Annotated in this window: 26 protein-coding genes and 1 pseudogene; 19 read left to right on the forward strand and 8 right to left on the reverse strand. The window is 56.2% G+C overall.

Annotated elements, in window-relative coordinates; all coding sequences use genetic code 11:
• Positions 1-26: 26 nt before the first annotated feature.
• Positions 27-1010, reverse strand: coding sequence for an NAD(P)H-quinone oxidoreductase (locus tag RZS32_RS13455; protein WP_317057486.1), 984 nt, complete (start codon positions 1008-1010; stop codon positions 27-29).
• 115 nt (positions 1011-1125) lie between these two features.
• Here RZS32_RS13455 and RZS32_RS13460 point away from each other — a divergent pair, with 115 nt between their 5' ends.
• The 4 genes from RZS32_RS13460 to RZS32_RS13475 all read left to right on the forward strand — a co-directional run bounded on the left by RZS32_RS13460 (position 1126) and on the right by RZS32_RS13475 (position 6035).
• Positions 1126-2175: a ketopantoate reductase family protein gene (locus RZS32_RS13460; RefSeq protein WP_317057487.1), complete on the forward strand. Its 1050-nt coding sequence runs from the start codon at positions 1126-1128 to the stop codon at positions 2173-2175.
• A 220-nt stretch (positions 2176-2395) separates the two neighbouring features.
• Positions 2396-3343, forward strand: coding sequence for a ring-cleaving dioxygenase (locus RZS32_RS13465; RefSeq protein ID WP_317057488.1), 948 nt, complete (start codon positions 2396-2398; stop codon positions 3341-3343).
• Positions 3340-4314: a pirin family protein gene (locus tag RZS32_RS13470; protein ID WP_317057489.1), complete on the forward strand. Its 975-nt coding sequence runs from the start codon at positions 3340-3342 to the stop codon at positions 4312-4314. The genes RZS32_RS13465 and RZS32_RS13470 overlap by 4 nt, the downstream gene beginning before the upstream one ends.
• Positions 4315-4370: 56 nt before the next feature.
• The gene (locus tag RZS32_RS13475; protein WP_317057490.1) at positions 4371-6035 is read left to right on the forward strand and encodes a thiamine pyrophosphate-binding protein; all 1665 of its coding nucleotides are present in this window, start codon (positions 4371-4373) and stop codon (positions 6033-6035) included.
• A 36-nt stretch (positions 6036-6071) separates the two neighbouring features.
• Here the strand turns inward: RZS32_RS13475 and RZS32_RS13480 are convergent, their stop codons facing one another.
• Genes RZS32_RS13480 through RZS32_RS13500 form a run of 5 tightly spaced genes read right to left on the reverse strand, consistent with a single transcriptional unit; the run spans position 6072 to position 9579 of the window.
• A complete protein-coding gene (locus tag RZS32_RS13480) occupies positions 6072-6599 on the reverse strand; it encodes a hypothetical protein (RefSeq protein WP_317057491.1) in 528 nt (175 codons plus the stop codon).
• 31 nt (positions 6600-6630) lie between these two features.
• Complete coding sequence (otnC, locus tag RZS32_RS13485) at positions 6631-7275, reverse strand: 3-oxo-tetronate 4-phosphate decarboxylase (RefSeq protein ID WP_317057492.1); 645 nt, start codon at positions 7273-7275, stop codon at positions 6631-6633.
• Entirely contained in the window at positions 7272-8501 is a 1230-nt protein-coding gene (gene otnK / locus RZS32_RS13490) for a 3-oxo-tetronate kinase (protein WP_317057493.1), read from the reverse strand. Before otnK ends, otnC begins: the two co-directional genes overlap by 4 nt.
• On the reverse strand, positions 8498-9295 hold the full coding sequence (locus RZS32_RS13495; RefSeq protein WP_317057494.1) for an N-acyl homoserine lactonase family protein: 798 nt from the start codon (positions 9293-9295) through the stop codon (positions 8498-8500). The genes otnK and RZS32_RS13495 overlap by 4 nt, the downstream gene beginning before the upstream one ends.
• Positions 9292-9579: a putative quinol monooxygenase gene (locus RZS32_RS13500; RefSeq protein WP_317057495.1), complete on the reverse strand. Its 288-nt coding sequence runs from the start codon at positions 9577-9579 to the stop codon at positions 9292-9294. The genes RZS32_RS13495 and RZS32_RS13500 overlap by 4 nt, the downstream gene beginning before the upstream one ends.
• A gap of 171 nt (positions 9580-9750) precedes the next feature.
• On the opposite strand from RZS32_RS13500, the pseudogene RZS32_RS13505 reads away from it, so the two are divergent.
• The 10 genes and pseudogenes from RZS32_RS13505 to RZS32_RS13550 all read left to right on the forward strand — a co-directional run.
• Positions 9751-10167 (forward strand): annotated as a pseudogene (locus tag RZS32_RS13505) (isocitrate/isopropylmalate family dehydrogenase); the annotation flags it as partial.
• 110 nt (positions 10168-10277) lie between these two features.
• Positions 10278-10784: an isocitrate/isopropylmalate family dehydrogenase gene (locus RZS32_RS13510; RefSeq protein WP_339106666.1), complete on the forward strand. Its 507-nt coding sequence runs from the start codon at positions 10278-10280 to the stop codon at positions 10782-10784.
• The gene (locus tag RZS32_RS13515) at positions 10781-11812 is read left to right on the forward strand and encodes a Gfo/Idh/MocA family protein (RefSeq protein WP_317057497.1); all 1032 of its coding nucleotides are present in this window, start codon (positions 10781-10783) and stop codon (positions 11810-11812) included. Before RZS32_RS13510 ends, RZS32_RS13515 begins: the two co-directional genes overlap by 4 nt.
• Positions 11809-12480: a GntR family transcriptional regulator gene (locus RZS32_RS13520; protein WP_317057498.1), complete on the forward strand. Its 672-nt coding sequence runs from the start codon at positions 11809-11811 to the stop codon at positions 12478-12480. The genes RZS32_RS13515 and RZS32_RS13520 overlap by 4 nt, the downstream gene beginning before the upstream one ends.
• A 383-nt stretch (positions 12481-12863) precedes the next feature.
• Positions 12864-13913 (forward strand): TRAP transporter substrate-binding protein, encoded by a 1050-nt coding sequence (locus RZS32_RS13525; protein ID WP_317057499.1) that lies wholly within the window; start codon positions 12864-12866, stop codon positions 13911-13913.
• Positions 13914-14031: 118 nt separating this feature from the next.
• Entirely contained in the window at positions 14032-14859 is an 828-nt protein-coding gene (locus RZS32_RS13530; RefSeq protein ID WP_317057500.1) for a TRAP transporter small permease subunit, read from the forward strand.
• 10 nt (positions 14860-14869) lie between these two features.
• Entirely contained in the window at positions 14870-16312 is a 1443-nt protein-coding gene (locus RZS32_RS13535; protein WP_317057501.1) for a TRAP transporter large permease, read from the forward strand.
• A 384-nt stretch (positions 16313-16696) separates the two neighbouring features.
• Positions 16697-17449 (forward strand): acyl-homoserine-lactone synthase, encoded by a 753-nt coding sequence (locus RZS32_RS13540; protein ID WP_317057502.1) that lies wholly within the window; start codon positions 16697-16699, stop codon positions 17447-17449.
• 303 nt (positions 17450-17752) lie between these two features.
• Positions 17753-18610 (forward strand): response regulator, encoded by an 858-nt coding sequence (locus RZS32_RS13545; protein WP_339106667.1) that lies wholly within the window; start codon positions 17753-17755, stop codon positions 18608-18610.
• Entirely contained in the window at positions 18556-18891 is a 336-nt protein-coding gene (locus RZS32_RS13550; protein WP_339106668.1) for a hypothetical protein, read from the forward strand. Before RZS32_RS13545 ends, RZS32_RS13550 begins: the two co-directional genes overlap by 55 nt.
• 82 nt (positions 18892-18973) lie before the next feature.
• Here the strand turns inward: RZS32_RS13550 and RZS32_RS13555 are convergent, their stop codons facing one another.
• On the reverse strand, positions 18974-20344 hold the full coding sequence (locus RZS32_RS13555; RefSeq protein ID WP_317057504.1) for a cytochrome P450: 1371 nt from the start codon (positions 20342-20344) through the stop codon (positions 18974-18976).
• 341 nt (positions 20345-20685) lie between these two features.
• Here RZS32_RS13555 and RZS32_RS13560 point away from each other — a divergent pair, with 341 nt between their 5' ends.
• The 4 genes from RZS32_RS13560 to RZS32_RS13575 all read left to right on the forward strand — a co-directional run bounded on the left by RZS32_RS13560 (position 20686) and on the right by RZS32_RS13575 (position 23530).
• Positions 20686-21114 (forward strand): hypothetical protein, encoded by a 429-nt coding sequence (locus RZS32_RS13560; RefSeq protein WP_339106669.1) that lies wholly within the window; start codon positions 20686-20688, stop codon positions 21112-21114.
• Between the two features lie 17 nt (positions 21115-21131).
• Positions 21132-22055, forward strand: a complete 924-nt coding sequence (locus tag RZS32_RS13565) for a sensor histidine kinase (RefSeq protein WP_339106670.1) — start codon at positions 21132-21134, stop codon at positions 22053-22055.
• Positions 22056-22398: 343 nt separating this feature from the next.
• On the forward strand, positions 22399-22557 hold the full coding sequence (locus RZS32_RS13570; RefSeq protein ID WP_339106671.1) for a hypothetical protein: 159 nt from the start codon (positions 22399-22401) through the stop codon (positions 22555-22557).
• A complete protein-coding gene (locus RZS32_RS13575; protein ID WP_339106672.1) occupies positions 22544-23530 on the forward strand; it encodes an Lrp/AsnC family transcriptional regulator in 987 nt (328 codons plus the stop codon). The genes RZS32_RS13570 and RZS32_RS13575 overlap by 14 nt, the downstream gene beginning before the upstream one ends.
• On the opposite strand, the gene RZS32_RS13580 is transcribed toward RZS32_RS13575, so the two are convergent.
• Entirely contained in the window at positions 23525-24241 is a 717-nt protein-coding gene (locus RZS32_RS13580) for a Crp/Fnr family transcriptional regulator (RefSeq protein ID WP_317057507.1), read from the reverse strand. The two genes, RZS32_RS13575 and RZS32_RS13580, sit on opposite strands and share 6 nt — an antisense overlap.
• A 274-nt stretch (positions 24242-24515) precedes the next feature.
• Here RZS32_RS13580 and RZS32_RS13585 point away from each other — a divergent pair, with 274 nt between their 5' ends.
• Positions 24516-25214 (forward strand): Crp/Fnr family transcriptional regulator, encoded by a 699-nt coding sequence (locus RZS32_RS13585; protein WP_339106673.1) that lies wholly within the window; start codon positions 24516-24518, stop codon positions 25212-25214.
• Positions 25215-25447: the final 233 nt, after the last annotated feature.

Genomic DNA, 25447 nt, shown 5'->3' on the forward strand with positions numbered 1-25447 from the left:
ATCGCAATTTTCCATCCGCGCTGGGCTTATGGCGTCAACAGGATTTTCCCACGATGCTGTGCCGCTTCCATCATGCGATGCGCCTCAGCGGCCTGGCTAAAGGGAAAGACCTGATGGGTATGTGTGCCAATCTCGCCCTTGCTCAGAAGCGGCCAGACATGTTTGCGCAAATCGGCGGCCACACGCGTCTTGAACGCCTCAGGACGCGAGCGCAGGGTCGAGCCGGTATAGGTCAGGCGCTTGAGCATAATCGGCATAAGGTCAATTTCCATCCGCGAGCCCGCGTTGAAGGCCAGCTGCACAATACGCGCATCCGCATGCGCCGCCTTGACGTTGCGCGCCACATAGTCGCCGCCGATGATATCAAGGATGAGGTTCGCGCCACCCGCTTCGCGCAGGATGGACACGAAATCCTCCGTCTTGAAATCAATCGCCCGTTCCGCGCCAAGGCCCGTGACATAGGCCATGTCCTCGTCGCCCGTGCAGGTTGTGAACACCCGCATGCCCTTGGCGCCGCCAAGCTGAATGGCGGTGGACCCAATGCCGCCCGCGCCACCATGCACCAAAAGGACACTGCCCTCAGCGATGTTCTGATCGAGAAAGAGATTGCTCCAGACAGTAAAATACGTCTCGCAGAGCCCTGCCGCATCCACCGCATCCATGCTGTCAGGCAGGGGCAGGCAGTGCGAGGCGTCTACCGCCACAAATTCGGCGTAACCACCACCATTCGTCAGCCCGCAGATCGCGTCGCCTTCAGACCAGCTGGTCACATCTGCGCCGACGCCCACAACCTGGCCCGAGACCTCAAGGCCGAGCAAGTCAGATGCGCCCTTGGGCGGCGGGTAATGCCCGCGCCGCTGCACCAGGTCCGGGCCGTTCACGCCCGCCGCAGTGACCTTAACCAGAACTTCACCGGCGCGCGGCTCGGGCAGCGGGCGCGTCCCGAGCGTAAGAACCTCCGGGCCGCCTGGCTCGGTCATCTCCACCGTTTTCATGGTCTCTGGCAGCATCGCATCCTCCCTGATCGCTTTGCTGCTTGTGACCACATGCGGCACAGAGATACAAGTTTTTCACCACATGCCGTCGTCTCAAAAGACGCGGCACAGCACAATCAGGGGACCTCACATGGCCTATAAAATTCTGATCCTCGGAGCCTCTTATGGTTCTTTGCTTGGCACCAAAATGGCGATGGCCGGTCATGATGTGGACCTTGTCTGCCGCGAGGCGACGGCGGCGCTGATCAATTCGGAAGGCACCGAGGTGCGCATCAAGCTCAAAGGCGAAGAGGATCACCGCTCAATCTTTTCCAAGGACTTGGCCGGCAAGGTGGGTGCGGTGACGCCCGAAAATGCAGATCCCAACGCCTATGACATGATTGGTCTCGCGATGCAGGAGCCGCAATATAGCACGCCCGTGCTCAAAGAGCTGATGGGCCGCGTGGCGGCCTCTGGCAAGCCGTGCCTGTCGATCATGAACATGCCACCCCTGCCGTATCTGAAGCGCATTCCACAACTGAAGGACGCGGACCTCACAGCTGCCTTTGCCGATCCAGAGGTTTGGGACGGGTTCAACCCCGATCTTGTCACGCTCTGCAGCCCCGACCCGCAGGCCTTCCGTCCACCAGAGGAAAAGGCCAACGTGCTGCATGTTGGCCTGCCAACTAATTTCAAGGCCGCGCGCTTTCCCGATGCGGGGCATAACGCAATCCTTGATACGCTGGAGGCCGACATTGCGGGTGTGACGATTGAGGGCAAGGATGTGCCGGTGAAGCTCAAGGCGTTCGACTCGCTTTTTGTGCCGTTGGCCAAGTGGTCCATGCTGCTCACTGGCAATTACCGCTGCATCACCGACGGCGAGCCGCGCGCGATCAAGGACGCGGTGCATAGCGACCCGGAGATGTCGGCGGATGTCTATGCCTATGTGGTGAAACTGGCCGAAAGCCTTGGGGCGGATGCCGCCGACATGGTGCCGTTTGAGAAATACGCCAATGCGGCGCAGAATTTGTTGAAACCGTCGTCTGCGGCCCGCGCCATCGCGGCAGGGGCCACGCAGATCGAACGGGTGGACCGGCTAGTACAGCAGATCTCCAAGAGTGCCGGGATGAGCCATCCCGAAGTGGAGGCCACCGTGGCGACGGTGGATATGCAGCTGGAGCGGAACAGGGCGAAAGGGTAGCTCCCGCGATGGTGGGCAGAATGCCCACCCTACATATGACACATTAAGTGACGTAGGGCGGGGTTTTCCCCGCCTTTTCAGGCTTCGCACATCGTGGGGTGAAACCCCACCCTACGACATGTGCGCATCCGCACAAAACCCCTATATCTGTGCGTCTATACCTATCCACTAAAACGCTTTACCTGTTCTCCAAACACATGACCCCTTTCGGGAGGACATCATGATCAAAGAGATCAAAGGCCTGCATCACGTCACGTCGATGGCGGGTGACGCCAATCGCAACAACGCGTTCTTCACGCAAATCCTTGGCCTGCGGCGGATCAAGAAGACCGTCAATTTCGACGCGCCGGAGGTCTATCACCTCTATTTCGGTGATGAGACCGGCACGCCCGGCTCGGTCATGACGACCTTTCCCTTTGGCGCGATGCCACGGGGACGGCGCGGTGTGGGCGAGGTCGGCGTGACGGAATTCGCCGTCCCGCATGGGGCGTTGCCCTATTGGTCCAAACGGCTCGCTGCGGCAGAGGTGATCGGGCTGGAAGAGAGCACAGCCTTCGGTGAGACCCGTCTGAGCTTTGACGGCCCGGATGGGGACGGCTTTGCTCTGGTGGAAACCGATCCGCGTGGGCGCACCCCCTGGACCGGAGCGGATGTGCCCGAGGATGTCGGTATCCTTGGTTTTCATGGCGCGCGGTTCGCGTTGCAGGAAAGTGCGGCGACAGCAGAGTTGTTGAGCTTCATGGGGTATCAAAAGGTCGGAACTGAAGGCGACCTGACCCGGTTTGTCATCGAGGGAGGCAATGCCGCCGACACGATTGACCTACAAGAATTGCCCGGTGCGAACCCCGCGGATCAGGGCGCAGGCTCTGTCCATCACATCGCCTTTGCCGTGGAAGACCGCGCCGCGCAACTCGCCGTGCGGGACAGGCTTCTCCACACGGGCTATCAGGTCACCCCGGTGATTGACCGAGACTATTTCTGGGCCATTTATTTCCGCACGCCGGGCGGCGTCTTGTTCGAGGTCGCCACCAATGAGCCGGGCTTTGATCGGGATGAGGATACCGCCAACCTGGGTCAGGCCCTGAAATTGCCCACGCGCTATGAGCCGCTGCGGGACAAGATCGAGGCAGGCCTGCCCGACATCACAGATGAAAGGATCACCGCATGAGCTGGAACCCGACACATTCGCCTGATTGTCCGAATAGCGGACAGCTTGAGACGCTGATCATCCCGCGTGCCCGTGATCTGGGTGGGTTTGAGGTGCGTCGCGCCTTGCCGAGCCCCAAGCGGCAGATGGTCGGGCCCTTTATCTTCTTTGACCAGATGGGTCCGGCGGAGTTCATCACCGACGGGGGCATTGATGTGCGCCCGCATCCGCATATCGGGCTGGGCACGGTGACCTATCTCTATCAGGGCGAGTTTGAGCATCGCGACAGTTTGGGCACGCATCAGATGATCTACCCCGGTGAGGTCAACTGGATGTTGGCCGGGCGTGGGGTGACGCATTCTGAGCGCACCAGTGATGAGACACGCGCAACGTGTCACAAGCTCTTTGGCATCCAGACCTGGGTCGCCTTGCCCGAGGACCGCGAGGATATGGCCCCGGATTTCGAGCATCACAAACAAGAGGCGCTACCGGAGATATCCGACGGCGGGGCCGAGGCGAAGCTAATCCTTGGCACGGGCTGGGGCGCGGCCAGTCCTGTGACCATGCAGTCCGAGATTTTCTATGCCGATGTCACGCTGGCCGCTGGTGCGCAGTTTCCTCTGCCGGATGATCATGAGGACCGCGGCATCTATGTCACCCAAGGCAGCATCGAGGTGGCAGGAGACGTGTTTGAGGCCGGGCGCATGATGGTGTTTCGACCCGGTGACAAGATCAGCGTGAAGGCTGGTGCACAGGGCGCGCGGCTGATGGCGCTGGGCGGTGAAACACTCAATGAGGCGCGCTATATCTGGTGGAATTTCGTATCGTCATCCAGGGATCGGATCGAGGAAGCCAAAGAGGCCTGGAATGCCGCCGATTGGGACAGCGGGCCGTTCAACCTGCCACCCGGGGATGCAGACGAGTACATTTCGATCCCGCCTGAGCTGGAGAGGACACGGCCCAAAGAATGGCCGCAGCGAAACGGCGGTTGAAGATCGCGTTCGCCCCGGTTTAGGGTGCCGCAACTGTCACTTTGAGGACCGTGGTCATGCGCAACGGAGGTCAGCTTCTGGTCGAAAGCCTGGTGGCTTTAGGCGCGAGCAAGAGTTTTGGTGTGCCGGGAGAGAGCTACCTGGCAGTTCTGGATGCGCTTTATGACACAGCCGGTCAGCTTGATTTCGTGCTGTGCCGCAACGAAGGCGGGGCCGCGTTTATGGCGGCGGCTTATGGCAAGCTCACGGGCAGCCCGGGCATTTGTCTGGTGACACGCGGGCCGGGGGCGACGAATGCCTCAATCGGCGTGCACACCGCCCGACAGGACAGCGCGCCGATGCTTCTTTTTGTGGGGCAGGTGGGCACCGATCAGAAGGGCCGCGAGGCCTTCCAAGAGGTAGACTACCGCGCGGTCTTTGGCACGATGGCCAAATGGGCGGTTGAGATTGACCGGGTAGAGCGCATTCCAGAAATCCTCTCAAGGGCGTGGTCCGTGGCGCTGTCCGGGCGGCCCGGGCCGGTGGTGATCGCGCTGCCTGAGGACATGCTGACCTCGCTCACTGAGGTGTCTCCGCTGAGCGGGCCGTTTGAGATAGCCGAGCCTGCGCCGACATCAGACGGATTGGCCCAGGCACGCGTGATACTGGAGGCCGCAGAGCGCCCTTTGGTGATCACAGGCGGGTGCAACTGGACGGCAGAAGGCCGCACAAATCTTCAAGCCTTTGCTGAGGCCTCTGACATCCCCGTGGTGGCGGCCTTTCGCTATCAGGATCAGTTTGACAATCACTCCGCCTGCTATGCCGGAGAGGCCGGGGTGGGCATGCCGCCACATGTCAAAGACCTTATCCGCCGCGCGGATGTGGTGTTGGCCGTGAACATCCGCTTTGGCGAGATGACCACCGATGCCTATACGCTTTTCGATGTGCCCGAGCCGCGTCAGACGGTGATCCATGTGCATCCTGATGCGGCGGAGATTGGCAAGATATATGCGCCGCGTTTGGGGATGGTTGCAGGACCGAACGCCTTTGCCGACGCGTTGCGCCCCGTGCGCGGTGCCTGGGCGGCATGGCGCGCAGAGGCGCGTGCGGCCTATGAGGGCAGTCTGGAGCTGCCTGACCTGCCGTCGCCGGTGGATATGGGGCAGGTGTCCGCACATTTGCGCCGCGTTTTGCCTCAGGATGCGATTGTGACCAATGGGGCGGGAAACTTTGCCGTGTGGCCCAACAAATTCCTGCAATTTGGGGCCAAGGCCAAACTGCTTGCACCACAATCGGGGGCCATGGGATATGGCCTGCCAGCCGCGATTGCGGCAAAGGTCGTGCACCCGGAGCGGTGCGTGGTCTGTTTCGCCGGCGACGGCGATTTCCAGATGAATTGCCAGGAGCTGGCCTCTGCGGCACAGGCGGGAGCACAGCCCATTGTGCTCATTGTCAACAACGGCATCTACGGCACGATCCGCGCCCATCAGGAGCGGCATTTCCCCGAGCGGGTGTCAGGCACGACGATGGTGAACCCGGATTTCTCGGCCTTGGCGCGGGCATATGGGTTTTATGCCGAGCGGGTTGAGAGAACGGAGGATTTCGCGGCTGCGTTTGATCGGGCGCTGGCATCGGAAACTGGGGCTGTTTTGGATTTGAACGTGTCACCCGAGGCGCTGACACCGCGGCAATCCCTGAGCGAAATGCGGGCGGCGGGGTTGAAGGCGCGGGCGGAAACCTGAACAGTTATAGGATTATTTCTACGCCAACTTTTTGGTTTAAGCTTGGGCCAGATATTTGTTGGTCTTGGCCCTGACTTCTTCCAACGTTGCTGTCAGTCTGTTGAGTTCCGTGTGCTGTGAAGCACGTTCCGGTGCATATCTTGAAATCAAGTATTCGCGACGCTTGGTCATTTCTTGAAGGTGCTTGGCTGTTTTCTTTTTCAAGATCAGTTTTGTTACGAATTCCTCATCCGCGAGGTTGTGCATCCTAGCTCGGATACTCTCTGCACTTTCTCCTCTGTTTCTCAAAAAAGCGTTTAGAAACAATTCAATCGCGTGAATTGAACAAAGACGGGCGGGTGCGTAAGACAGCGGCCCGTTCTTTTTTGCTGTGTCGAACAAGGCATTGGCTGCGTCATAGTAAGCTTCGGCCAGCTCTAGAATTTGCGCGGCACAAGCATCAGAACCCGGATATGACGACGAAGTTTGCGAAAAATCTTTCATCCTAAAGTTGATATAAGGGAGGTTTGTAGGAATTGCTGCATTCTGCGGCGGAGACAAAGTGTTTCCAGTTTGGGCATCCAACTGGAACTCTCCGGATTGTGGCACCAGTTATTCACACATCCAAATCAAACTTCGCCGCCAACGCTTGTACCTCAGCATCCTGCAACAGCCTCGGGTTTGCCCCACGGGTCAACAGCGCCAGCTTCGCCGTCTCTTCCAGTTCTTCCATCGCATAGACCGCCGCCCAGAGGTCTTTGCCTGCCACCACCGGGCCGTGATTGGCCAAAAGCACGGCGGCGCGTTTGCCTGCGAGACCACGTACCGCGTCACCCATGGCGGCATCGCCGGGCAGGAAAAAGGGCAGGAGCTTCACCCGGCCCAGGCGCATCAGGGAATAAGGTGTGAGGCGCGGCAGCACGTCGTCTGGGTCGGTGTCTGGCAGCACCGAGAGCGCGACGGAATGGGTAGAGTGCAAATGCACCACGGCGCCGGTGCCGGTGCGGGTCTCGTAGAATGCAGCATGCAGCGGGATTTCCTTGGTGGGCGGATCGCCGGAGAGATGCGTCATGGTCTCGTCCAAATGGCTGATCCGCGCCGGGTCGAGAAACCCCATGGAACTGCCTGTGGGCGTCATAAGAAGCGTACCATCGGAGAGCCGTGCCGAGATGTTGCCGGAGGCGCCACAGGTCAGGCCGCGGTCAAACATCGACTTGGCAATGGCGCAAATCTCTTCGCGCAGTTTGGCCTCTTCGCTCATGGGTTGCCTTCCATTCGAGCCAGCGCGCTGGCAAAGAAATCCTCATCGCCAAAATTGCCGGACTTGAGGGCCAATGCAATGGGGCGGTCCTGCTCTAGGCGCAGGGCGGGTACGCCGGGGGCAAGGCGCGGGCCGATTTGGAGCACATTCGCTTTCAACCCCGACACCACTGCGCCCGAGGTTTCGCCGCCTGCCACCACAAGACGTGATAGGCCGTTTGCGACCAGGGTTTTCGCGAGGTCTGAGAAAAGCGCCTCAATGGCCTGGGCCACGGTGTCCTGGCCGTATTTGTCTTGAGCGGCACGAACGATCTCTGGATCGGCAGAGGAATAGATCAGCGGCGCGCTGGGTTGGGCCAGTACCCATTCGGCAAGGTCGGTTGCTGAGAGGCCATGGTCGAGCACGTCTTCCGCTGTGATTTCTCTGTGAGGTGCCTTGGCTTTGAGACGGGTGACTTGCGCGCGCGTGGCGATGCTGCATGACCCCGAAAGAACTGCGCCGGGACCTGTGATCGCTTGCCAGTCTGGCGTACCGGGGCCGGCCCCGAAATTGGCGGGCAGACCCATGGCAATGCCGGACCCGCCACAAAGGAGGACTTCATCCTGCACGGCCATGCCGATTTCCATGAGATCATCATCGCGGATGGCATCGACGATGATGTGACCTTTTTCGGAAAGTGCCGCCTTGATGGCCTCAGCCCCTTGCATCACGATCAAAGCAGGGACATGGCCAATCTCGCGCTGGCTTTGGCGCGCAAGGACACGGCGCAGGTCTGCATCCCGCATCGGGGTGAGCGGATGATCTTGCATCCCGCTTTCATTCAAAAGCGTATCGTTCACAAAAAGATGCCCCTGATAGACACTGCGCCCGTTTTCCGGAAAGGCGGGGCAGGTGATCGTGCGAGGGGTGTTCAGCCGCTCGGCAAGCGCGTCCAGCACGGGGCCGATATTGCCGGTATCGGTGCTGTCGAAGGTGGAGCAGACCTTGAAGATGATCTGGGTGGCGCCCTGATCCGTGAGCCAGTCACAGGCGGCGCGAGATGTTTCCACTGCCTGATCGACCGGGCAGGTTCGGGTTTTCAGGGCCACCACGCCAGCCTCAATCCCAACCGGGGCAGGCGCATCGGGCACGCCGATGAACTGCGCTGTGCGCATCCCACCTTCGGCGAGGGTAAGCGCAATGTCGGAGGCACCGGTGAAGTCGTCTGCGATGACGCCGATCTTCACAGGGGAACATCCTTGATCGGGCCGCGGTCGAGGCGGGTGATGTGATCCGCCGGGCCGAGTTCAAACAGGTCTCGCACAAGCGGGTCATGGCCCGGAATGATAAGTTCTGGCCGGCCTGCAAGACGTTTGAGTGTGTTGTAACCGCTTAGCATGTCCTCCACATCCACAACGATGGGGAAGGGTTTGGATTTCAACACGTTTTCATAGAAATGAGACGCGTCCGAGGCCAGCACCATCCAGCCTGCGGAGGTGTGCACACGCACCGCCTGTAACCCGCGAGAGTGGCCGCCGATCAGGTGCAGGCTGAGGCCGTCTTCCAATTGGTGATCGCCGCGATAGAAACTGACCTTGCCATTGTACAGCCGGTGGATTGTCTCGCAAACATGGCCGGTGGTGAAGGGCATACGCAGGGTGTCGTGGCACATGCAGGGACCCGTGGCATATTCCATTTCCGCCGCTTGCAGGTGGATTTGTGCGTTTGGGAAAAGATGCAGCCCGCCTGCGTGGTCATAGTGCAGATGCGTGACGATGATATCCGTAACGGCCTTGGGGTCGATGTCCAGAGGGGCCAGAGCCTCTGTCGGAGACATCCGGATGGGACGGCCGCGCGCGTTGCCTTCGGCCTCGTCATAGCCGGTGTCTACAATGATCACACGACTGTCGTGGCGCAGGACCCAGATGAAGTAGTCCATGGCGTGCGGCGCGTCGTGGTTGTCATCGAAGATAAAGCTGTCGGCGCGTGTGCGTGCGTTGCGGTCGGCGTATTTGACCGCAAAGACCTCCCATTCCTTCATCTGATGACCTTTTCAAACAACCGCGCGTCTTTGCTGTCTACCATTTGCGCGGTGGCGGCATCAAAGGTTTTGAAGTGCTGAGAGGCGAGGTGCGCGTCGAAGGCCGCCTTGCTGTCATATATCTCATAGAGAAAGACAGTTGTTTCGCCGGGGGTATGGCAGATATCGAAAAGCTGGCATCCCGGCTCGTCCCTTAGGGAAGTTTGTGCGTTTTCCTGCACGAGCGCGAGAAATCTGTCCACGTTTTCCGGTTTGATCTCAAAGGTGACGGTAACGGCAAACATGGTGTTGGCTCCGGTAGACGTGGCGAAGATTTTCTGCTGGCTCTTGCGTATTTTTTAATGCATACATTGTCAATGCCAAGCCATGCCAGTCAGGATGGCAGGCGGATCGGGGGACATATGCAAAACTTCGAGATTGCGGTTTTTGAAGGAGATGGGATTGGCCCGGAAATCATGCGCCCGACGCTTGATATTCTGAGCAAACTGTCGTCGGCGTCCTTGGGCTATGACCTGACGTTTTCCATCGTGCCTGCAGGGGCGGCACATTATGCCGAAAGCGGTGAATCCTTTCCTGATCATTCCATGGAGGTGGCGCGCCGGGCGTCGGCGATCTTGCTGTCGGCCATGGGGTTGCCGGACATCCGCTATCCCGATGGCACCGAAATTTCCCCTCAGATTGATATTCGCAAGCGGCTTGATCTCTTTGCCGGCGTGCGCCCTGTGCGCGTGCATGCCGCGGCGCTCTCACCACTCACTATACCAGACGGCAAAGAGATCGATTTCGTCCTCATCCGTGAAAGCACAGAAGGGTTGTTTTACACGCAAGGCACCGGAGAGGTGGAAGAGAATGAGGCGCGCGAGACCCTGAGGATCACGCGCGAGGTATCGGAAAAGCTGTTTCAGTTTGCCTTTGCCTTGGCGGCACAGCGCAAATCGCAGGGGCGGGGGCTGGCCTTGTCACGTGCGTGGACAAAGCGAACGTGTTCCGCGCCTTTGCGTTCTTCCGCGAGATGTTCGACGCCGAAGCGGCGCGGCATCAGGAGATTGCATCGGGCCACGCTTATGTGGATGCGATGGCGCTCTGGATGGTGCAGCGGCCCTGGGATTTTGATGTGCTGGTCACAGAGAACATGTTCGGTGACATTCTATCTGATCTGGGTGCCGGGATCATGGGCGGTCTGGGTGTCGCGCCGTCGGCTGATATCGGGTTGGAGCACGCAGTGTTTCAGCCCTGTCATGGTTCGGCGCCGGATATTGCCGGGCAGGGGGTGGCCAATCCTTTTGCGATGATCCTGTCGGCGGCGATGATGCTGGATTGGCTGGGTGTAAAACATGATCATCCGGCTCTTTTGGCCGATGGCGCGCGGTTGCAGGCTGCGGTGGATCAGGTCTTGGCGCGTGGAGATGTGTTGACCCGTGATCTGGGCGGTACTGCAGGCACGCAAGATGCCGCACAGGCTGTGATGGCTGCGTTGGACGCAGGATGAGCGGCGCGGGTCGCATACGCGTGGCCTGCCTCGGTGCGGGGTATTTTGCGCAGTTTCACTATGACAGCTGGGCGCGGATGGCTGAGGTGGAGCTTGTGGGGTCCTGCGACATGGATCTGGTCAAGGCGGCGGCCACGGGGCTTCCGGCCTATGACGATCTGGGCCAGATGCTGGACGAGGCGGATCCGGATGTGTTGGACATCATCCTGCCGCCCAACGCACATGCCGCCGCTATCGAACAGGCGATTGCGCATGGGGTGAAGACCATCATCTGCCAAAAGCCCTTTTGCCGTGCGCTGGCCGAGGCGCGGCATATTGCACATCGGGCTGAGTCTGCGGGTGTGACGCTCATTGTACACGAGAATTTTCGGTTCCAACCGTGGTATCGCGCGATCAAGTCCGCGCTTGCCGCCGGGGCGGTTGGCCAGTTTCATCAAGCGACGTTTCGATTTCGGCCCGGCGATGGGCAGGGGCCTCGGGCCTATCTCGATCGCCAGCCCTATTTTCAGAAGATGCCGCGGTTTTTGGTGCATGAAACGGCGGTGCACTGGATTGATACGTTTCGGTATCTCTTTGGCGACCCGGTCTCGGTCTATGCGGATTTGCGCAAACTCAACCCCGTTATAGACGGAGAAGATGCAGGATACATCCTGTTTGAATATGCAAATGGTGCGCGGGCCCTCTTTGATGGGAACCGGCATCTGGATCATGCCGCTGACAATCTGCGCCGAACCATGGGCGAGGCATTGATCGAGGGTACTGATGGGGCGCTGAGCCTGTTTGGCGATGGGGCTGTGAGTGTCCGAGCCCAAGGGGCACTTGAGGGGCAGGTCATACTTGGACCAGATGAGTGGAGCGGGTTTGGCGGGGATTGCGTGCATGCCCTGCAAGAGCATGTCGTTGCTGGTCTAAATTCTGGCAGCGCATTGGAGAACACCGCGCCTGACTATCTAAATGTGCTTGAAATCGAAGAGGCGGTCTATGCGTCGGCGAAGCTGGGACAGAAGATCGATTTGAGGGCCAAATGACACGAGCTGAACCACAATCGAACTATCAAAAAGCGCTCATGGGATTGCGTGAGTTGATTTTCTCCGGTGAATTGACTGCGGGTTCGGACCATCTTGAAACAGAACTGGCCGAGCGAATGGGCATGTCACGGACACCTGTCCGCGAGGCGCTTCTGACGCTGGAAAGTCAGGGCTTGGTAAAAGTCAGGCCTCGGCGCGGTGTTCGCATTGTTCCGGTGTCGGCCGAAGATATGCGCGAAATATATGAGGTGCTGACCGAGCTCGAAAGCCTGGCGGCTGAAAACGCGGCGCGCGCCGGATACCATGAAACCGAATTGGTCGCGCTGGCCGATGCAATTGATGCGATGGACGCGGCCCTGGCACAGCAGGATTTGGTGGCGTGGGCGGCCGCAGACGAGCGGTTTCATGCAGAGCTTGTCCGGCTTGGTGGCAATACCCGGATTGAGACGATTGTGGATAGGATGCAAGATCAGGTGCGCCGCGCGCGGGCTTCGACACTTTACATACGCCCCAAACCGCTTCAGTCGAACGAAGACCATCGTGCGGTGTATCGCGCGATCCGCGAAGGCAATGCACAAAGCGCGCGTGCTCGCCACCGCACCCATCGGCAGGAGGCCAAGAAAACGCTCATCGCTTTGCTAGACAAACATCAGTTGAAAGGGCTGTGACACCGCGACCCTGACTTAGATCAAGGCGGCATGATGTTGTGGGCATGATGTTCAAATCTCAATCTGCGACAAAAGGAGGATGCTACATAAGAAATCAAGGTATCAGGAGAGCAGGTGACTCGCATCTACTGAAACGTGATCCCCGCCGGAACTTGAACGGGAGTATGCTCATGCTTTCAAGTTCATTTTGAACCGGTGCATTTTAGGGGCTGCATCAGTGAGATAGCAAGCTATGCTGTCTTGATTCAAATCAAAGAGCCATAGTGGTTCTCTACGTAGGACTGGGTATTAACACCGCGAGGTCACCCTGTTATACGAGCCGAATTGGTAAGAATCTTTTACCGCCGGTCCAATGGGCCTTACGAAACTCTGGGAGGATACATATGAAAATCCGTAATTTCGCTGCCGCGGCGGCTGCGAGCATCGCAATGACTGGCGCAGCGAGCGCGCAGGAAACTTTCGAAATGACATCTGCTTTCGGGAAAAACCTGCCGATTCTCGGGACGGCTGCTGTTGGCTTTACTGAAAAAGTGAATTCGATCTCAACTGAAGTTGAGTTTGAGCATTTTGATCCAGGTGAGCTTGTTCCGGCGTTGGAAGCGCTTGACGCTGTTTCGAACGGGTCGGTTGATGCCGCCTATACCACCGCAGGCTACTGGCAGGGCAAAATCCCCGCCGCGTCGCTTTTTGCGGCCGTACCATTTGGCCCAGAAGCGGGCGAATTCCTGGCCTGGATGATGTATGACGACGGTCATGCACTGTTCCAGCGCATGTATGATGACAATGGTTATAACGTCCACGTCATTCCATGCGGCATCATCGCGCCGGAAACATCGGGCTGGTTCAAAAACGAGATCAACTCGCTGGCCGACCTTGAGGGTCTGAACATGCGCTTCTTCGGCCTTGGCGCCGAAGTGATGCAGAAACTGGGCGTGTCCACGTCGCTTCTGGCGGGTGGGGACATCTTCCCGGCGCTGGAGCGTGGCGCGATTGACGCGACAGAGTTCTCGATGCCCCGCATCGACGCGCGTCTGGGCTTTTACAACATCGCGAAGTACAACTACTTCCCCGGCTGGCACCAGCCTGCGACGCTGTTTGAGCTTTTGATCAACAAGGACCGCTGGGAAGATCTTGACGAGATTTCCCAGAACCAGATCAGCATTGCTTGCATGGCCAACATCACTGACAACTATGCGGAAGGTGAAGGCACCAACTTTGCCGCGATGCAGGAAAACGTTGAAAAGAACGGTGTGACCATCAAACAGTGGTCGCCTGAGATGCTGGCCGCCTTTGAAGGTGCCTGGAACGAAGTGGCTGGTGAACTGGCCGCAGAAGATGCCTACTTCAAGGAAGTCTGGGACGACCTGCAAGAGTTCCGCGCAGGCTACAAAGTGTGGAACAACAACATCTACCTGAAGCGTCCACGCGACTAAGCGGTTTGCTTTGACACATCTGGTCAGGGCGGCACAATGCGCCGCCCTGGCTTTTGCCTAAAGGCCGTCTGGGGAGAGGCGGTGTGCCGGGCGACATTGCCTTGAGGAGGGACGCCACATGCAATCCGCAGAAGAAATCGCTGCCATTACCGATCCGGGTGAGGTCGGACGAGAACATCACAACACGGGCGATCGGCTGACGGTTGCGATTTCGAATATCTTTGCATGGCTCTTTCCCATTCTGATGGCGGTGATCTGCGCTCAAGTGGTGTTGCGGACACTGGGCCGGTCGGAAATCGGACCGGGCAACCAAGCGTGGATGGACGATTTGCAATGGTGGCTTTACGGCGCTGCGGTGCTTGTGGGCATCGGTTATGCGGTCACAACCAACAGCCATGTGCGGGTCGATATCCGCTATGACAATTTCTCGAAGGAAAAGAAGCTGCGCACGGATATCTTTGCGCTGGGCTGGCTTTTCCTACCGTTTATCATCCTGTGCTGGGACGTGACCTTGCACTATGCGATTGCGTCTGTGGTGGCCAACGAGGGCTCGGACAGCCCCAATGGGCTGCACAATCTATGGATCCTGAAGCTGGTCATGAATGCCAGTTTTATGCTCATTGGTTTTGCCACATGGTCCGCCTTTGTACGCTATCTTGGGCAATACACGCGCCCTGTGCTCTGGAAGAAACTTCTGTTCGCATTTCCGGCAACCATGTTTCTCGTCAACCTCGCGATCTTTTATGCGTTGTGGTGGTTCGTCTACTTGACTGGCGGAGAAGAGATGAATGCCCGTCAGGTTGGGCGTCATCCGCTCTTTGATGAGTTCGAGCTGGGCAGTTACGATATCAAATACACAATCGTTATCACGCTTGTCGCCACCATCCTGTTGATCGGGCTTGCCCGGTTGATGGATCGCGGCCCACGCGACGACGCTGCGGTCTGAGGGGGCGGACATGTTGGAATTTATCGGTCAGTTTCTGACGCTGAACGAAATTGCCGTTATGGCAATGTTCGGCACATTTATCTGGATGCTATTTCGCGGTATCCCTGTGGCAATGGCGCTTGTGGGCGTAAGTCTCGTGTTCGTCTTGATTGCAGAGTTTTTCCTCGATCCATTTCGAGGTCAGCTCCGTGATTTGATAGATTTCGACCGGACCGGAATAGAATACCAAAAACTTCAGGCGTTATCGGGACGATTGTTTGGTAACATCGTCAAGAACCCGGTGCTTGTGGCCCTGCCGATGTTCATCTTCATGGGCCTCATGCTGGATCAGTCCGGTGTGGCGCAGCGGATGATGCATTCGATGCAAAAGCTCTTTGGCTCTTTGCGGGGTGGCCTGTCGCTGACGGTTCTGCTCATCGGTATTATTCTCGCGGCGTCAACCGGTGTGATTGGGGCCTCTGTCACGCTTCTGGGTGTGATGGCGCTTCCGGCGATGATGAAACAGAATTATTCCAAGCCAATTGCCACGGGCACGATTGCCTCGGCAGGGACGTTGGGCATTCTCATTCCGCCGTCGATCATGCTTGTGATCATGTCGGATCAGTTGGCGATTTCACTGGGTGACCTGTTCATGGGTGCTCTGTTTCCAGGGTTGATCCTGGGTGCTCTCTACATTGTCTTCATCGTAATCTACGGGTTCATCAATCCAAGCGCGATGCCTGCGCCGGAAAAAACCGACGGTGTATCCTGGGAGGATGTGAAAGAAGTGTTGTTGGCTGTTGTGCCGCCAATGTTCCTCATCTTGCTTGTTCTGGGCTCAATCTTTGCAGGCTTTGCCACACCAACCGAGGCCTCGGGTCTGGGTGCTATGGGGGCGACGCTTCTGGCTCTCTTTAACCGCAAGCTGAATTGGACCGTCTTGCGTGACGTGAGTCGCTCAACGCTTAACACGGCCGGTTACATCGTTGGTATCTTCCTCGCGGCGAACTTCTTTGCCTTTGTGCTGCGGCGCTATGGCGGGGATGAGATCGTTCAGCACCTTGTGCTGTCGGCCTTTGATGACCCGTATATGACAGTGCTCTTCATTCTCTTCATCGTGTTCCTTCTTGGGTTCCTGCTGGATTGGATTGAGATCACAATCATCATCATGCCGCTGATGCTACCGATCATTCTGTCGCTGGATCTGGCCGTGCCTGGCTTTGATCAGGTGCGGGATCCTTCGGTGGTCTGGTTCGCGATCCTGGTGGCGGTGACGTTACAGACGTCGTTCTTAACGCCGCCGGTTGGGTTTGCGCTCTTCTATCTGAAGGGGGTCTGTCCGCCGGGGGTCACGCTGGGGCACATCTACAAGGGCATCATCCCCTTCGTGTTGCTGCAGCTCTTGGGTCTCTTTATCGTCTTTGAGTTCCCGGCATTGACCACGTGGCTTCCATCAGTGGCCTACGGGAACTAGAACTGTGCCCTAAAGCGCCTCACCTTTAGCCTGCGACATCCGTGAAAGGCGAAACGCATGTAACGATTGAGTGTCGCGCGGCGTTTCGCGATCATCTGTGAGCCAGAGGTATCGCGAAGCGCTATAAACGCGATTGTCATTGACGTTACGTCACTGAAACAGCATGAAATCCGCGCCTGATGGCGCGGATTTTTTCTTTTGTTGTCCGCATTTACTAACGGTGTTCCCGGAAATTTGATCGCAATGTGGCTAAAAAAAGGCACTAGACTGTGTGAAAGTTGCATGCCACAGACGTTTTTCGCCTAACAATGACGTAATCACATGTTTTTTCCCATAGGGAACTGTGGAAATCTGGCATAATTGGGGCGGGATTGTGAGCGGTGGATGAAACACGCACGTGCTAATATAGGAACGGCTTCTGCACGCCGTGCATTGCCAGAGCTTGCGCCGGCAGTGCCACCTGTCGAAACGACGGATCCCATCGTTGCGCGCGAAATCCGGCCTGTTCGCAAAACATCAAAACCGCCATCAACCGAAGATCTCGGTAACATCAAAACTACGGCGATGTCATTTCGGAACATGCATGAGCATGGCGACCTTTTGTTGAAATACATGGAGGCGCGTAAGAAGATCTTTATCGATCGCCTAAAGTGGCACGTGCCACAAAACGACGGCCTCGAATTTGACCAGTATGACACGCCGTTTTGTCATTGGGTTGTGCTGCATGAATTTGGCGAGGTCATCGGCGGTGTGCGTTTGGTGCCCACAAATGCGAAATGCGGAATATACACCTACATGCTTCGCGACGCCCAAGCCGGAATTTTGCCAGACCTTCCGACCGATGTTCTGTTCTTCAAAGCGCCGGTGGAAGTGGGTATCTGGGAAGCGTCAAGGTTCTTCATCAGTGAAACGGTTCCAGCTAAGCGTCGACGTGTTGTACAAAGCATGCTCTTTGGGGCGATGAATGATGTGGCCAAAGAAAACGGCGCGCTTTTCATCCTGGGGATTGTGCCCTACGTGTGGGCGCGGTGGGCAAGACGTCTGGATGTATCGGCTACACCCATTGGCGCAAAGTTCGACATTGAAGGCACGCAGAGCCAGTCGGTTCTCTTCAACACCAGCAGCCTGAACTCTTAACACCTTTCTGATCGGATGACGTCGCCTTTGTGCCGACAAAAGGTAGAAAGGATTGTTGTTTCGGCAATCGGGAGTGCCGTGCCAATGCGTTAACGGGACAATTCCCGAGCGAGGTATTTGTTGAAGGCAACTGCTGGCCAATTCTACGAATAAAAAGACTTTGTTTACATTAGCGAAACAAAAAAGCCGATTATGGCGGAAATAAGGCGCGCAAATCCAAAACAGACCCCGCTTGCGCCTCACATTCAACCCACTCTTTAACTACCCATCCCTCATACAGTCTTCACAAGAATGGCTTTGGCGATGGAAAACGAGAACAACGGGAACAACCGATTCCAGGAGAAACTGGAACATCGAGCACAAAAGACGCCGCAACTCAAAGTGCTGGTCGTGGATGACGATCCCAGCATTCTTGAACTGTTGAAAACGGCGTTGACCACGATTGACAGTTACAACGTGACTGTCGCCAACTCTGCCGAAAGTGCGATCGACGCGCTAGAGGCGGCGACCACGCCGTTTGACTGTTTGCTTTTGGATATTCAGATGCCCGACACGGACGGTATCGTCCTGTTGCGCGGCATCCGCGCGCTGCCTGATTACTCGGAAACTCCGATTATCATGCTGACCGCGATGAGCGAGCGAAGCTATGTGGATGATGCCTTTATGGCAGGGGCCACAGATTACGTCTGTAAACCATTTGACCTTCTGGATCTGCGTGGCCGTATGAATTCAGCGCGTCGTCTGGTCAAAGAGCGTTTGAAAACGGAAAAGAGCCTGCGGTCAGTGAAAATTCTCAAGCAGGAGCTTGAGAACAACCAGCAGTTCAATTTTGAAGACCCGCTTACCATTGACGATGCGGACCGGTGCCTGCGCTATGTTGAGTTTGACAACTATGTCGGTCAGCTCTCGAGGGGCGTCTGTTCAACTCTTACGCCATTGCGATCAAGCTTCAGGACGCATCGATCCTCTACGACATCACCAGCTGTGGCTGTTTCCGCCGCGTGGTGCATGACACGGCGCATTGCATTCAAAGCGCCACGTCCGAGATTGACTGCATCTTCTCCTATCGCGGCGAGGGCGTGTTCCTTGTGGTGGTGCACGAAGAAATGCCATCGTCAGAATTCCCAAGCGAGGAAAAGCTCAACAACTATGTCAGCGTGATGCTGCGCGAACGCCATGCAGCGGCCTGGGTGCATGTGCTGGTGGGCGAGCCGATCTCGATGCGTTCGTTGTCGCGTTCCGGTGCCAGCACAGCCATGACCCGCGCCGTGACCAGCGTGGAAGAACGCGAAGAGACTTTGCGCGAGAAAAACTCGGTTCTGTCAGGCGCAGAAGCTGATGTTGAAGTCACCGCTGACGGCGCCACCGTGCCACGCAAGCGCATGTATGAGCGTGTCCTGATGGAGCTTTTCGGTGAAGAGAGCTATCTTTCCATGAAATAGAGAGTTTCGCGACACATCTGACTCAAAGATGATTGCGAAACGCTTTGTTAAATCGGGCCCTTCGGGACCCGTTTTTATTTGGTCACAAGGCCCGTGTGCGCAGCATGATGGGCCCATCGGCGCGCATGGTGAAAGTAAGCACTGGGCGCGGAATAGGCGCATCGCCCAGCTCAAACGCCACGCCACGCAGGATTGACGCCATCAATACCATCATTTCCGCTTCGGCATATTGCGCCCCTATACAAACCCGTGGGCCGTCTCCAAAGGGAATGTATTGACCGCGCGGTGGGGGTTTATCCAGGAAACGTTCGGGCTTGTATGCATCTGGATCATCCCAAAGCATGCGGTTGCGATGCAGGGAATAGACTGGGAAGAAGAGCGCGTCGCCCTTGGCAAACTTGATGCCTTTTATCGTGATGTCATCGCCCGCATCTCGGGCAAAAAAGGCGGCCGAAGGATACAGCCGCAGCGTTTCCTTGGTATGGGCGCGCAGGAGCGGCATTTGCTCAAGGTCCTCATAGGTGATCGGCTCTTTGGGAGAGACGTTTATGATTTCCTTGTGAATCGCCGCTTGCTGTTCGGGATGCAGCGCCAGTAGATAAGCGCCCCAGGCCATGGCGTTGGCCGACGTCTCATGGCCTGCGACCACAAAAGTCAGCAAGTTGTCGACAGTGGTTTCTATATCCTCGAAATCCTCTTCCAGGGCGGCAATCATTAGATCGAGGAAGTCCAGCGGAATAGGGCGGCTCTCAGAACGGCGGCTTTCAATCACCTGACGCGCGAGGGCGCGCATGTCCGTCACCGGAGCTTTGCTGTAGAACCATTTTTTGCGCGGTATCCACGCTGGTAAGCCCATGACGTCGAAAAGCGAGATGTTTGAAATGTACTCAAAGTAGTTGCGCAGCCCGACACGGATCTGCTCGGCGCTGACCTCTTCGTTGCCTGAAAAGATTACACGCGAGATATTGGTCAGTGTTGCGGCCGGTGCCATTTGCGCGACATCTACAAAACCAGGACCCTCGCGCAGCGATGCAGCGATCTCTTTGCCGGTTTCCGCAAAGTGCTGGCATAGCATGGGCAGATTGCGCGCGGCAAAGAGAGGAGAGTAGCGGCGGCGTTGGGCTTTCCATTTCTCGCCCTCTGACAGCATCATCGAATTGCCAACAGCAGAGCCAAGAATGTCTTTTGTAAACTGCGCCTTGGGGAAACGGCGACCGGCACCAACCAGCAATTCTGTGATGATTTCGGGGTCGCAGATATAGTGGATTTTCAGTGGTCCCTTGAGATAAGTTTGGGTCGTGGTCTCAATTGGGATGACTTCGAGCATGTTGCGCCCGGCAAGCTTGGCGAATTTCAAAAGCCCCACGGGCCTCTCCGCCAGCTGAGCCGCGATAGGCAGGGAGCTTGCCACGGACGCACCGGTTTCGCGCTCTGTTTGTATTGTGTCAGTCATTTGTTGATACAACGTCTGGAACAGAAATCCGGGTCGGCATAGAGTATCCCTCACAAAAAGCCGCATATCGCTACGCTGACAAAACCACCCAGCGTCAAGCCTACCAGAACACAGTATTCAAGCAAGTGGCTCTGTTAACCAAAGTTAATAGTTTTATTATACATTTAAAACATAAGCTTAAGTACTTTTCTTAAGGTTATTTTTCCAATCCTGTGCAAGTGTTCTGTTGAGCTTTCGCGTCATGTCATGAAATTTGCCCAAATCTGACCGGAATGCGGACCCATTCTTAGCCAAAATATGTGAAATCACGCCTCTAGAGCAGAGCAAAGAGATGTGGTGGCATGGCGCTCACGGACACTAAAAAAGCAGAAGCCGTAGAGCCGGAAGCGGTTGGGCCGGACGACGAACTTCTTCAAAACCTCAAAGATTACACAGCGATGGCTTTCGCTCTGATCTGGCAGAGACAAGCTATTTTTCTGTCTGCGACGCTGTTAACTGCGTTTTACTTCAACCCGCTAAACGCGTTTCTTTTCTACGTTCTGATCCTGTTTTTCGAAGTGCAGGACATTGTCTTGGCGCGCAGGGTGGCTGTGCTCAAGGTGCACCAGCGCAAGGCAATCAACCTCAGTCTTTTCTGGATCCTCGTGAATACGGTTCTGAGTTCTCTTGCGATCTGTATCTATGCCATCTCTGTTGCATTCAGTCAGGAATCCGGGGGCACTTTACACCGCTCTTCTTCTTGTTTGCAGCGGCTCTTTTCGCTGCGATGAACAACCACCAGCTGGTTATGGCCCTGGCAATCCGGCTGGCGCTATATGGTGTTTCCTTTGTGATTATTGTCGTACGAGATTTGTGGGTTGAACGGCCACCACTGACCTCCGAGCTGTGGCTGCATTTCTTCACCGTTATCTTCGTGATGTATTTCCTGATCGACTGTTCGATCGTGTTTTTGAAACTTTATCGCAAGAATTTGGCGCATCTGAACAAGCTGCACAAAGAACATGAGCGCACCAAAGCGGCCTACAAGATCAAATCTCAGTTTGTCTCAACGGTCAGCCACGAGCTTCGTACGCCGCTTACGTCGATCAAAGTATCGCTTGATTTGCTGAACACCGGGGCTTTGGGACCGATCCCTGCCAATATGCAAACAATTGTTGAAACCGCCGGTAAAAACAGCGACCGGCTGTCGCGGCTGATTGACGACGTGCTTGACCTGCAAAAGCTGGAAGCAGGCGAGATGACCTACCGCATGGAGGTTCTCAACGTTCAGGTTTTCCTGACCGACGCCGTAGAAGGAAATGCCGGTTTTGCAGACATGCACCGTGTCACGCTAATGCCGGAGTTTGACGAAAAACCATGGCTTTTCGTCGAGGCAGACGAAATGCGCCTGATGCAGGTGCTGTCCAATGTGATTTCCAACGCTGTGAAGTTTTCTAACCAGGGTGACATCGTTACCGTAGGGTGCATGACGCTTGATAGCCGTGTCCGGATTTACGTTCAGGACAGGGGCAAGGGAATTCCACAGGGTTCAGAAGAGAAGGTATTTGGACGTTTCAGCCAGATCGACTCGTCCGACCGACGCCAGGTCGGTGGTACCGGTCTTGGCATGAACATCTCACGCGAGATTGTGGAGCATTTCAAAGGCACTCTGACCTATGAAAGTAGCGAAGGCCAAGGCACGACATTCTTCATCGACCTCCCCCTGCGATGATGGAGGGCTCGGGTTCTCGCGCGGCGGAATAAGTTCGGATTGGCGCCATTTTGCGCGTTGTGGCTAGGGTGAGAAACTTGACAAAAGTCAAGGAAATCAAGGCGCCCGGTTGTGCAAGAATATGTGCATGAAGCTTGATCTTGGCACGTGCGATGAATTGAATTTGGTCCTCCCGACCAGCCAGGATTGTGCATCTGTTTACCCCGTGTACGGTTTGAAGAGCTGAAACGCGTCTCCCCGCGTTCCCAAGCCCTGCTGCTGTGCATGTCTCTGACGCGACGGGTGGTACACTCCCGCGCCACCTGTCGCAGCAGAGAACCTCAAACCGTACAGGTTCAAAGCCATGTTGAACGAAACGGAGACAGTGCGTGAAGACATAGTCGTGTTTTTGCCCAGCCAGATTGACACGCCCGGCATGCCGCATGACAGCCGATTGTCTTTGCTGTCAACCGGAACAGATGAGTGCCCTTGGGTACATGGATGGCCGTATGACCCTAGATGATCTCGACTGGCAGTTGATGAATGCGTGGCAACGCGCGCTCCCGCTTGTGCCGAGGCCGTTTGAGGTTGTTGGAGACAGTCTTGGGTTGAAAGAACCCGATGTTATTAAGCGTTTGCGCGGACTTCTTGAGGTTGGTGCCATAAGCTGTATTGGTGCAACATGCCGACCTGAGACCATGTCGACGGGCACACTTGCGGCCATGTCTACGGGCGCAGACCAGGTCGATAAGTTTGCCGGGCTGCTGTCGGAGTTGCGGGAGGTTGATCAGGTCTATCAGCGGGAAAATCCCTGGAACATCTGGTTTTCCGTTTCTGGACAGACACGCAGTTTGGTGGACCAGACTCTTGGTGAGATCGAGCGCAAAACGGGCACCCAATTGCTTGACCTGCGCTTGGTACAGCCTTTCAACATTGATCTCGGGTTCGATCTGGGCGGCAACAGCGATTTACCGGTGCCGGAGCCGTTTGACGACACTGTGCCTGTTTCGCATTTGGACCGCACGATTATCCGGGCTTTGGCTGAAGGGATCGAGCCGGTAGAACGCCCGTTTGAGAACCTGGCGCATAAGCTGGGCCATGACGAAGACGTCATATTGGGACGTATCCGCATTTTGGCCAAAGCGGGGGTGCTCTCGCGGATCGGGTTGATTGTGCGGCGTCGCTCCTTGGGGTGGCGGTCAAATGCAAAGGTTGTGTTCAACGTGCCGCCTGAAGACATCGGCGAAAAGGGCAGGGCGCTTATTGACGTGCCGGGTGTGACGCAATGCGACGAGCGCAAGCCTATGTCAGAGCACTGGCCCTACACGCTCTATTGTATGATCCATGGGCGCAGTCGGGCGGAGACGCTGGATGTGCTCACGCATGCTCGCGTGCGGGCTGGACTGGTAGGATATGATTACCGGGTGTTGTTTACCACGCGCTGCTTTAAGCAGATACCGGCCTTGATCGATTGCGCAGAACTTGTGATGTCATAAGGTTTCGGAACGCTGTTGCGTGCTCCAGGACTCCGCGGGATCCTCATCTGCATACTCAGACAGTCGCTCTATGGACTCTATTATCGCATGATCTTTTTGAATGCTGACGCCGTAAGGTTTCAAGCGCCTGAAAGCGCGCGAGAGCGATTCGGGTTTCATGCCGAGCCAAGCGGCGATCAGTACCTTGTCATAAGGTAGGATCACCGTGCAGGATCCGGTTTGCGATTTGCAGAGGGACAGAAGAAAATCAGCGATGCGTTGCGCCCCGGTATGCGATTTCAGCTGTTCGACATGCTGAACAAGCGCGCGATTTTGGTCCATGGACCCCGACAATGCGGCCTGACAGAGAGCGAGGTCGGATTCAATCGCCTGAGCGAAATAGAGCCCGTCAATTTGCAGCAGCATTGCGTCTGACACGGCCTCAGCGCCGGTGACATATGAGTGATCTCTGAGCGCGGCCTCTTCCCCGAAGCAGCCGTTTTCCGTGAAAATACCGACCACAGCTTCGTTGCCGCAGGGGGTGACGCGATAGGTTTTGACCCATCCTTTAAGCACAACAAAAAGACTGTGAGCACCTTCACCCTGAATATAGATCGATGCTCCGCGCTCGACGCTGCGGATCAGGGATTTTTGCATAATCACTTCGACTTCAGGCGCAGGGATGTTTTTCAACACCGCCGCCTGCTTGGCTATGTCAAAGTAAGACCCCATCAAGTCGCATCCCTCATGGCTCGTCACATCGGCTTAGGGCGCACGCAAACTATCACATCGAAGAAAATCGCGAAGATAGATTGGCGCAGGTGTCGTAAATTTTAGATTTCACCCTGCGTTCACGATACTGAAATCGCTCACTTAATCTTTGAGAAAGCTCAAAAATCAGGCTATAATTGAAAATATATTTTTGGCGCCTGCGACACTAAGCCGGATTTTCTGAACCTTTCAGGTGCGTCACATTTCGTCCGCGCGAACCATCACAAAGAGAAGAATGACAATGGATGTCGCGTTTTTAACCGATTCCGAACAACAAATCGTTCGTAAGTCCGCGTTGTGCTCCAGCATGACGGAGGATGTGTTTCAGCATGTGCTTGCCCGTGGCAGTGTTACTGACTTCAAGCGCGGTGAATACCTTTTTGATCAAGGGCGCCCGGCTGAAGTTCTGTATCTCGTTCTGCAAGGATGGGCACAGATCAAACGGGTTGAGCAAGACGGATCTTGCACGCTGATTTCAACATTTGGGACGGGCCAAACCATCGGCGAGACCCCAGCATTTCTTCACAAGCCATATCCAGCCTCGGCACAGGCTATGACACATGTGCGTGTCTTTGCGATCAGTGGTCAGACTGTGGTCGAGATTATGCAGGAAGATCCAGAAGTGCTCTCTTCTGCATTGGCGTCGGTGTACATCAAACTGCATGAGTTGGTGAACGAGGTCGAGTTGCTGAAATCTCGGACCCTGAGAGAACGCCTGGCGCTTTTCTTGCTGGAACACCTGTCTGAAGAAGTTGCGCCCACGTCAATGCAATTGCCATTCGGCAAGGCTCTGATTGCCGCCAAGATCGGCACCAGCCCGGAACAATTGTCGCGGACCTTCAAAGAGCTAAAGCCGCACGGTGTTCACATTTCTGGCAGCACAGCAAAAATCGATGACCCCGAAGCGCTGCGCAGAATGCTGCACAAGGTTTAAGCCGCTTCGCGACATCAACGGCGGGCGAGAAGCGTCATATCGATTGATGTGGCGGAGCTCAGGGATTAATACTTACTATATATCATACTGTTAAGTATAACTGTTTAAGGAAAAGTAGAAATTAATACCACATAAAAGACCACAATTTAGTATTGGTTTGGATTTCGGAAAGTACAGTTGTTGGACGCCCCGTTTTTGCGACACAAACCTACCGATGATGTAGTCAATGGCCG

It is taken from the genome of Roseovarius sp. W115 (genome assembly GCF_032842945.2).
In the GTDB taxonomy this organism is placed as follows: Bacteria; Pseudomonadota; Alphaproteobacteria; order Rhodobacterales; family Rhodobacteraceae; genus Roseovarius; species Roseovarius rhodophyticola.